General features: G+C 68.6%; 10 protein-coding genes. 6 read left to right on the forward strand and 4 right to left on the reverse strand.

Features of this window, described 5'->3' with window-relative positions:
• Positions 1 to 87 precede the first annotated feature (87 nt).
• Entirely contained in the window at positions 88 to 336 is a 249-nt protein-coding gene (locus ACIQCZ_RS23685; protein WP_402284691.1) for a chaplin family protein, read from the forward strand.
• Between the two features lie 151 nt (positions 337 to 487).
• Here the strand turns inward: ACIQCZ_RS23685 and ACIQCZ_RS23690 are convergent, their stop codons facing one another.
• A complete protein-coding gene (locus ACIQCZ_RS23690) occupies positions 488 to 1,273 on the reverse strand; it encodes a hypothetical protein (protein ID WP_402284665.1) in 786 nt (261 codons plus the stop codon).
• Positions 1,274 to 1,416: 143 nt separating this feature from the next.
• Here ACIQCZ_RS23690 and ACIQCZ_RS23695 point away from each other — a divergent pair, with 143 nt between their 5' ends.
• From ACIQCZ_RS23695 to ACIQCZ_RS23710, 4 genes are all read left to right on the forward strand, one after another.
• Positions 1,417 to 2,214, forward strand: coding sequence for an ABC transporter ATP-binding protein (locus tag ACIQCZ_RS23695; protein ID WP_376222850.1), 798 nt, complete (start codon positions 1,417 to 1,419; stop codon positions 2,212 to 2,214).
• Between the two features lie 351 nt (positions 2,215 to 2,565).
• Positions 2,566 to 2,994, forward strand: coding sequence for an NfeD family protein (locus ACIQCZ_RS23700; protein ID WP_402284666.1), 429 nt, complete (start codon positions 2,566 to 2,568; stop codon positions 2,992 to 2,994).
• Positions 2,995 to 3,140: 146 nt separating this feature from the next.
• On the forward strand, positions 3,141 to 4,070 hold the full coding sequence (locus ACIQCZ_RS23705) for an SPFH domain-containing protein (protein WP_356480082.1): 930 nt from the start codon (positions 3,141 to 3,143) through the stop codon (positions 4,068 to 4,070).
• 62 nt (positions 4,071 to 4,132) lie between these two features.
• Complete coding sequence (locus tag ACIQCZ_RS23710; RefSeq protein WP_402284667.1) at positions 4,133 to 4,900, forward strand: sulfite exporter TauE/SafE family protein; 768 nt, start codon at positions 4,133 to 4,135, stop codon at positions 4,898 to 4,900.
• A gap of 73 nt (positions 4,901 to 4,973) precedes the next feature.
• On the opposite strand, the gene ACIQCZ_RS23715 is transcribed toward ACIQCZ_RS23710, so the two are convergent.
• From ACIQCZ_RS23715 to ACIQCZ_RS23725, 3 genes are all read right to left on the reverse strand, one after another.
• Entirely contained in the window at positions 4,974 to 5,480 is a 507-nt protein-coding gene (locus ACIQCZ_RS23715) for an HNH endonuclease (protein ID WP_376282601.1), read from the reverse strand.
• A gap of 155 nt (positions 5,481 to 5,635) precedes the next feature.
• The gene (locus tag ACIQCZ_RS23720; RefSeq protein ID WP_402284668.1) at positions 5,636 to 6,166 is read right to left on the reverse strand and encodes a YbhB/YbcL family Raf kinase inhibitor-like protein; all 531 of its coding nucleotides are present in this window, start codon (positions 6,164 to 6,166) and stop codon (positions 5,636 to 5,638) included.
• Positions 6,167 to 6,382: 216 nt separating this feature from the next.
• Positions 6,383 to 7,165, reverse strand: coding sequence for a sporulation protein (locus ACIQCZ_RS23725; RefSeq protein ID WP_402284669.1), 783 nt, complete (start codon positions 7,163 to 7,165; stop codon positions 6,383 to 6,385).
• Between the two features lie 95 nt (positions 7,166 to 7,260).
• On the opposite strand from ACIQCZ_RS23725, the gene ACIQCZ_RS23730 reads away from it, so the two are divergent.
• The gene (locus tag ACIQCZ_RS23730) at positions 7,261 to 7,902 is read left to right on the forward strand and encodes a DNA-3-methyladenine glycosylase (protein ID WP_402284670.1); all 642 of its coding nucleotides are present in this window, start codon (positions 7,261 to 7,263) and stop codon (positions 7,900 to 7,902) included.
• Positions 7,903 to 8,327 lie beyond the last annotated feature (425 nt).

An 8,327-nucleotide genomic window follows, 5' to 3' on the forward strand; every position in this document is an offset into this window, starting at 1 on the left:
CCCCACCCCGTTCGCCCCCGCGGCGTACCCCGGGGGCGGGCGCCCCCCCGCCGCAGCACCCTGGAGAACGCCTCGGAGGATCCTGAAGTGAAGAACCTGAAGAAGGCCGCTGCCGTCACCGCGATCGCCGGTGGACTCATCGCCGCCGGTGCCGGCGCGGCCTCCGCCGCCGGCCACGGCGCGGGCGCCCACGGCGCCGCGACCCGCTCCCCGGGCGTGGTCAGCGGCAATGTCGTCCAGGTCCCGGTACACGTCCCGGTGAACGTGGTCGGCAACACCGTCAACGTGATCGGCCTGCTCAACCCGGCCTTCGGCAACCACGGCCTGAACGGCTGACCGGCCTCACCGCCCTGTGCCGCCGGACGGGCGCGTCGAGCCCGTCCGGCGGCATCCCCGGCGGCGACATCGGAAGCCCGCTCGGGCGCACGCGGCCCGTCCGCCCGGCCCGGGCATCGGGCGCACAGCGCTCCGGCCGGGCCTCCCAGCCCTACCGCCTGCGCTCCTGCTCCTCCACATAAGCGTTGTACGCGGCGACCTGCGCCCGCCGAGCAACCCGCTCCACCGGCCGCAGCGCCTCCCCCCGGGCCGCGATCTCCGACGCGCTCACCGCCCCGCCGTGCCCGTTCTCGTACGCCACCGAGATCAGCAGCCCGACGCGCTGCGCCAGCTCCAGCACCCGCACCGCCCGCGGCGGATACCCCGGTGCCAGCACCTCGCGCCCCCGCTCCACCCGCGCCCGGTACGCATCCACCGCCGCCTCCGCCACCGGCCCGGAACCGGCCACGTCCAGCCGCGACAGCACCGCCGTCGCATCCCGCAACGCCTCGGCCAGCTCCCGTTCCGCCTCACCCAGCGACGGCACATCGGCCGGCGGCGCCTCCCGCACCGGCAGGCAACGCCACACCACCTCGACGTGCAGATCCCCCTCCGGGCCGACCTCACGCACCTCGGGCACCAGCCCGTACGGCGCACCGACGGCGACCACCGCCTCCTCGGCCTCCAACGCCCGCGCGTTGAAGTCCGGGGGACCGCTCAGCCCCAGCGGATGCCCGGGAGCCGGCAGCGCGACCCGGAAGCCGGTCACCCCCAGACCCCGCAGCCGTCCGAGCGCCAGCGTGAGCCCCACCGGCCCCGCCTCACCCGGCAGTCCCTCCACACGGTGCACCGCGTCCTCCCCGACGATGGCGAGCACCGCGTCGTCCGGGGACACGAGTCCCGCGAGAAGTGCGTTTCCCCAAGCGGCCAGCAGTCCTGAGCGTGGTTCCGAAAGCATGGCAACAGCCTAGGGAACGGAGCGGGGGCCTGTCGTCATACGGGCCCAGCGCCTGCGGTGTTACCGCGGTGGCGTAGATTTCCCTGGGAGCTGTGCCCACAGGCACGCGACGATCTCGACACTGCATGGGGAGACAACGCGCCATGAGCGATGTACTGGAGCTGGTGGACGTATCCGTGGTCCGAGACGGACGCGCTCTGGTGGACGACGTCTCGTGGCAGGTCAAGGAAGGGGAGCGCTGGGTCATCCTCGGCCCGAACGGCGCCGGCAAGACCACCCTCCTCAACATCGCGTCCAGCTACCTCTTCCCGAGCACCGGCACCGCCAGGATCCTCGGCGAACAACTCGGCGGCGTCGGCACCGACGTCTTCGAGCTCCGCCCCCGCATCGGCATCGCGGGCATCGCCATGGCCGAGAAGCTGCCCAGGCGCCAGACCGTCCTGCAGACGGTGCTCACCGCCGCGTACGGCATGACCGCCACCTGGCACGAGAACTACGAAGCCGTCGACGAGGAGCGTGCCCGCGCCTTCCTCGACCGGCTCGGCATGACGGAGTACCTCGACCGCAAGTTCGGCACCCTTTCCGAGGGCGAGCGCAAGCGCACCCTGATCGCCCGCGCCATGATGACCGACCCCGAACTGCTGCTCCTGGACGAGCCGGCCGCGGGACTCGACCTCGGTGGCCGCGAGGACCTGGTCCGCCGCCTCGGCCGACTGGCCCGTGACCCGTACGCCCCCTCCATGATCATGGTCACCCACCATGTCGAGGAGATCGCCCCCGGCTTCACCCACGTCCTGATGATCCGCCAGGGCAAGGTGCTCGCCGCCGGTCCCATGGAGACCGAGCTCACCTCCCGCAACCTCTCCCTCTGCTTCGGTCTGCCGCTCGTCGTCGAGCACACCGGCGACCGTTACACGGCCCACGGACTCCCGCTCTCCTAAGGGCCGTCCCGTAACCCCAGGCGGGCACGCGACGACAGCTACGGCACCTCGCCGCGTTGTCGGAACGTCCACATACATCCGGTATGCGGACGCCCCTCCGCCTTGCGATGCACCGCATCCGACGCCGCGCGCTGATCCACCGCGGATCACGGGACAGCCCTTAGGGCCTCTCGTCCGGATCGTGCCGGACCGGCCTGATCCGAACGAAAGACCCCGGGCCGCCTCGTCGCACGGCGGACGGTGGTCCGACGGCACGGCCCGGTACGGCCGGCCGACGGTCCCCACGGGCGACGTCGCGCCCGTCCGGCCGCACCCTGTCCGCGAGGGCACCCGCGGTCCTACCATGACCACGTGGACATCGAAGCGTGGGTGTGGTGGCTGATCGGCGCAGTGGGACTGGGCATCCCGCTCGTCCTGACCGCGATGCCCGAATTCGGCATGTTCGCCGTCGGGGCGGTCGCCGCGGCGGTCGTCGCGGCACTCGGCGGCGGCATCGTGGCCCAGGTGCTGGTCTTCGTCGTGGTCTCCGTGGCGCTCATCGCCGTGGTGCGCCCGATCGCCACCAGACACCGCGCGGACCGGCCTCAACTCGCCACCGGCATAGAGGCGCTGAAAGGCCGTCAGGCAGTCGTCCTGGAGCGGGTCGACGCCGACGGCGGCCGGATCAAACTCGCCGGAGAGATCTGGTCCGCCCGCGCACTCGACGGGGACCAGAGCTTCGATCCGGGCCAACAGGTCGATGTCGTCGACATCGACGGAGCCACAGCAGTCGTCATGTGACCGAACCACCCACACGACAGCGCACGTTCTGTCAGACTCGAAGTCGATCATCATGAGATCGGGGCCGTCGAGCCGTACGGCCCCTCCCGCGAACTCGACCTCGATCATCGCGATCCGTCGGCAACCGAAGGGCAACGAGGAACACGATGCAACCGATCATCATCGTTCTGATCATTCTGGTGGTGCTCGTCTTCATCGCCCTGATCAAGACGATCCAGGTCATCCCACAGGCCAGCGCCGCCATCGTGGAGCGCTTCGGCCGCTACACCCGCACGCTCAACGCGGGCCTGAACATCGTCGTTCCATTCATCGACTCCATCAGGAACCGCATCGACCTCCGCGAACAGGTCGTCCCGTTCCCGCCCCAGCCGGTGATCACCCAGGACAACCTGGTCGTCAACATCGACACCGTCATCTATTACCAGGTGACCGACGCGAGGGCCGCGACCTACGAGGTCGCCAGCTACATCCAGGCGATCGAGCAGCTCACCGTCACCACCCTCCGCAACATCATCGGCGGCATGGACCTGGAGCGGACCCTGACCTCCCGAGAGGAGATCAACGCAGCCCTCCGCGGAGTCCTCGACGAGGCGACCGGCAAGTGGGGGATCCGGGTCAACCGCGTCGAACTCAAGGCGATCGAACCGCCCACCTCCATCCAGGACTCGATGGAGAAGCAGATGCGCGCCGACCGTGACAAGCGCGCCGCGATCCTCCAGGCCGAAGGAACCCGGCAGTCCGCGATCCTCACCGCCGAAGGCGAGAAGCAGTCCGCGATCCTGCGCGCCGAAGGTGAGGCCAAGGCATCGGCCCTGCGCGCGGAGGGCGAGGCCCAGGCCATCCGCACGGTCTTCGAGTCCATCCACGCCGGCGACCCGGACCAGAAGCTTCTCTCGTACCAGTACCTCCAGATGCTCCCGAAGATCGCCGAAGGCGATGCCAACAAGCTCTGGATCGTGCCCAGCGAGATCGGCGACGCGCTCAAGGGCCTCAGCGGGGCCTTCGGCAACCTCGGCTCCGGCGCCCCCGGCTTCGACACCGGCAAGGAACGCCGGGAACAACCCCCGGTCGACTGACGCGTACACGCCCTCGTGCATGATCAATGCACCAAGCACCGATCATGCACGGGGGATTCGCCATGACCACCTGGGAGATGCTCGCCGTCTTCGCCGCGGGCATCAGCGCGGGCACGATCAACACGATCGTCGGATCGGGAACGCTGATCACCTTTCCCGTACTGCTCGCCACCGGCCTGCCCCCGGTGACCGCCACCGTCTCCAACGCCCTCGGCCTGATCCCGGGTTCGATCAGCGGCGCCATCGGCTACCGCGAGGAACTCGCCGGGCAGGGGCGCCGCGTCCTCAAGCTCGCCGTCGGTGCGCTGATCGGCGGCCTCACCGGTGCCACCCTCCTGCTGGCCCTGCCGTCCACGGCGTTCGAGACGATCGTGCCGATCCTCGTGGCCCTGGCCCTCGTCCTGGTCATCCTGCAACCCCGCATCAGCAATGCCGTCCAGCGCCGACGGGCACACACCGGCACCACCGCCCGCCCCGACGGCGGCCCGCTCCTCGTCTTCGGACTGATGCTCGCCAGCGTCTACGGGGGCTACTTCACCGCCGCCCAGGGGATCATCTACCTCTCCCTGATGGGCATGCTGCTCGACGACACGATGCAGCGCCTCAACGCCGTCAAGAACGTCCTGGCAGCCGTCGTCAACAGCATCGCCGCGCTCTTCTTCCTCTTCGTCGCGGACTTCGACTGGACGGCCGTCGTGCTGATCGCGGTCGGCTCCGCGCTCGGCGGTCAGATAGGCGCCAAGGTCGGCCGCCGCCTCAGTCCGGTCGTGCTGCGCGTCCTCATCGTCGTGGTCGGCACGGCCGCCATCGTCCAACTGCTGCTCCGCTGACCCACGGAAGCCCGAAGCCCGCCTCCGCGAGGAGACGGGCTTCCGGTACGACAGGATGCGTACGGGACAGCCCTCAGGCCGCGGTACGGTCCAGCCACTCAGGCAGCGCCGACCGCTCACCGGCTCCCATCGCCAGCAGCATCGCCTCCGCCGGAGACGGCACGAAGGGCTGCTTCAGCAGCGGCATCCCCGCCTGTTCCGGGGTCCGGGCCGCCTTGCGGTGATTGTCCTCCGCGCAGGACGCCACGGTGTTGAGCCAGGTGTCCTGACCACCCTGGGCACGCGGCACCACGTGGTCGACGGTGCTCGCCCGCCGCCCGCAGTACGCGCACCGATGCTGGTCCCGTATCAGCACACCCCTTCTGGACCACGGGGCCTGTCTTCGGAACGGCACCCGTACGTACCGGCAGAGCCTGATCACCCGGGGCACCGGAATGTCCACGGCGGCGCCACGCATGCGGAGATCGGGATGCGACTGCTCGACGACGGCCTTGTCCTGCAGAATCAGCACCACCGCACGGTTCAGCGTCACCGTCGACAGCGGCTCGAAGCTCGCGTTCAGTACCAGCGTGTCCCGCATCTCGCCCACCTCCCGTGTGCCGCCCGCCCCCTGGCAGGCCCGGATCAACTCTGGCCGGGCGGGCCGTGATGGACAACGCAATAAAAAATGCCCTGCCCTGATCTCTCCAGGACCAGGGCAGGGCGAACAGCGGGAGAATTCTCGGCTCACCGGTATCAGGCGGGACCTGTGTACTCACCGATCAGCTGGGCACGTCCCAGCGTGCGGAACCGCAGATTGAATCCGACGACCGCGGGCGACACATCACTGTCGACACCCAGCTTCTCGCTGTCCACCGCATACACGGTGAAGACATAGCGGTGGTTCTCCCCGGCCGGCGGTGCCGCGCCGCCGAACTCCTTCGACCCGTAGTCGTTACGGACCTGTACGGCACCGGCGGGCAGCCCCTCGAACGTCCCGCTGCCCGCACCCGTCGGCAGCTCCGTGACCGAGGCCGGGATGTCGAAGACCACCCAGTGCCAGAATCCGCTGCCGGTCGGAGCGTCCGGATCGAAGCAGGTCACGGCGAAGCTCTTGGTTCCGGCCGGGAACCCCTCCCACCGCAGCTGCGGCGAGGTGTTACCGGCCGCGAACACCTGGGCGTCCGCCAGAACGGCACCGGGGGCGAGGTCCTCGCTCACCACCGTGAAGGACGGCACCTCGGGATGGAAGTCGTGCGGCAGCGGCGCCCTCTTCGGCTCGGTCACGTCAGCACCTCTCCTGATCGCTCTACTGCTGTCAGCAGGTCTTCCACCGACCCTAAGGGCTGTCCCGTGATCCCCGGCGGGCACGCGACGACGGCTACGGCACCTCGCCGCGTTGTCGGAACGTCCACATACATCCGGTATGCGGACGTCCCTCCGCCTTGCGATGCACCGCATCCGACGCCGCGCGCTGCTCCACCGCGGATCACGGGACAGCCCTTAGAGCCAGTTGCGCCGGCCGCCGACCTCGGCGAGCCACTGATTGAGGTACGCCGCCCAGTCGGTCCCCCGGAAGTCGTTCAGCCCGACCTTGAACGTGCGGTACGAGTCGCTGCCCTCGCTGAAGAGCCCGGACTTCTTGTCCATCTCCAGTACGACGTCCATCTCGCGGTCGTCCGCGACGAACGTCAGCTCCACCTGGTTCAGCCCGCGGTACTGCTGCGGCGGGAAGAACTCGATCTCCTGGTAGAACGGCAGCCGCTGGCGCGTACCGCGAATGTGGCCGCGCTCCATGTCCGCGCTGCGGAAGCCGAAACCGAGCTGCCCGAAGGCGTCGAGAATGGCCTGCTGGGCCGGCAACGGGTGCACATTGATCGGGTCCAGGTCGCTCGAGTCCAGCGCCCGCGCGATCTCCAGCTCCGTGGTCACACCGATGTTCATGCCGTGCAGATGGTGACCGGCGAACATCGTGATCGGCGTCTCCCAGGGAATTTCGAGCCCGAACGGCACGACGTGCACGGCACCGGCCTGCACCTCGAACGCGCCACCGAGCCGAAGCGTGGTGAACTCGATGTCCTGCTTGGTCTCGGTGTCCTGGCCCTCGACCTCGACCCGGGCCTGCAGCCCCACGGAGAGTCCCTCGATGCGCTGCTCGACGGATCCGCCCTGGATCCGGACCTCGCCCTGGACGACCCCACCCGGTACGACATTGAGTTCGGTCAGCTCGGTCTCCACCGAGGCACCACCGGCACCCATGCTCGCGAGCAGCCGCTTGAAGCCCATGTTTGCTCCTCCTTGGTCCTGACCCCTGAGGGGTTACGGGGCACCCCTTAGATACGCGTCACGACCGTGGTCGGTTCCAGGTAACCTCGAACGCCATGATCGAGGGCCTGGACCGTACCCCGCTGACACGCGACTTCTTCGACCGCCCCGTACTGGACGTGGCACCCGACCTCCTGGGCCGCACCCTGGTACGCAGCACCCCCGAAGGCTCCATCGAGCTGCGCCTCACCGAGGTGGAGGCCTACGCGGGCGAGATCGACCCTGGATCGCATGCGTTCAGAGGCCGCACCCCACGCAACAGCGTCATGTACGGGCCACCCGGTCACGCCTACGTGTACTTCACCTATGGAATGTGGCACTGCCTGAACCTGGTGTGCGGCCCGGAGGGCAAGGCATCCGGAGTCCTGCTCCGGGCCGGCGACATTCAGGTCGGTGCCGACCTCACCCGCAAACGTCGACTCTCGGCCCGCAATGACAAGGAACTGGCCAAAGGCCCGGCCCGACTGGCTACCGCGCTCGACGTCGACCGCGCCCTGAACGGCACCGACGCCGTCGCACACCCCGATGCCCCGCTGTTCCTCCTGCACGGCTCCCCTCCACCCCACGACCAGGTGCGCAACGGTCCGCGCACCGGAGTGGGCGGTGACGGGGCCACTCACCCCTGGCGCTTCTGGATCGACGGAGACCCCACGGTGAGCCCGTACAGGGCCCATGTGCCACGCCGCCGCGCAACTTGACTCGCCCTTGGGAGCCACCTAATATAGTCCGAGCCGCTTGAAACGGGCACTGCTTTCGGTGCGCTCCATTGGATCGCCCGAGCATCCTGAAGTGGCCAACCACTACCTACGATTCACCCTGACGGGTGCGAATTTGGCATGCCATAATTCGACCTTATCGACTCGATTATGAGTCGCCAAGGAAATCGGCTAATGTAGTGAACACGCCGAAAGGCAAGGCCACTCCAAAGGCCACCGGAATTCAAATTCGAACCGGAAACGGTGAGAAAAGAATCTGGTAAGGTTGGACTCGCTGGAAAGGGAAGCGCGAGAGCGTGGAACTGGAAAGCGGCCCCGCTTCGACCGGGAATCGGACACGAAAGAGTCTGATAGAGTCGGAAACGCAAGACCGAAGGGAAAAGCCCGGAGGAAAGCCTCAGAGAGTG

The organism is Streptomyces sp. NPDC093149 (genome assembly GCF_044754145.1).
In the GTDB taxonomy this organism is placed as follows: domain Bacteria; phylum Actinomycetota; class Actinomycetes; order Streptomycetales; family Streptomycetaceae; genus Streptomyces.

Excerpts from the sequence above, each read along its gene's own strand:
- ACIQCZ_RS23690 (WP_402284665.1), bottom strand. The coding sequence starts at position 1,273 with ATGCTTTCGGAACCACGCTCAGGACTGCTGGCCGCTTGGGGAAACGCA.
- ACIQCZ_RS23695 (WP_376222850.1), top strand. The coding sequence starts at position 1,417 with ATGAGCGATGTACTGGAGCTGGTGGACGTATCCGTGGTCCGAGACGGA.
- ACIQCZ_RS23705 (WP_356480082.1), top strand. The coding sequence starts at position 3,141 with ATGCAACCGATCATCATCGTTCTGATCATTCTGGTGGTGCTCGTCTTC.
- ACIQCZ_RS23710 (WP_402284667.1), top strand. The coding sequence starts at position 4,133 with ATGACCACCTGGGAGATGCTCGCCGTCTTCGCCGCGGGCATCAGCGCG.
- ACIQCZ_RS23715 (WP_376282601.1), bottom strand. The coding sequence starts at position 5,480 with ATGCGGGACACGCTGGTACTGAACGCGAGCTTCGAGCCGCTGTCGACG.
- ACIQCZ_RS23725 (WP_402284669.1), bottom strand. The coding sequence starts at position 7,165 with ATGGGCTTCAAGCGGCTGCTCGCGAGCATGGGTGCCGGTGGTGCCTCG.
- ACIQCZ_RS23730 (WP_402284670.1), top strand. The coding sequence starts at position 7,261 with ATGATCGAGGGCCTGGACCGTACCCCGCTGACACGCGACTTCTTCGAC.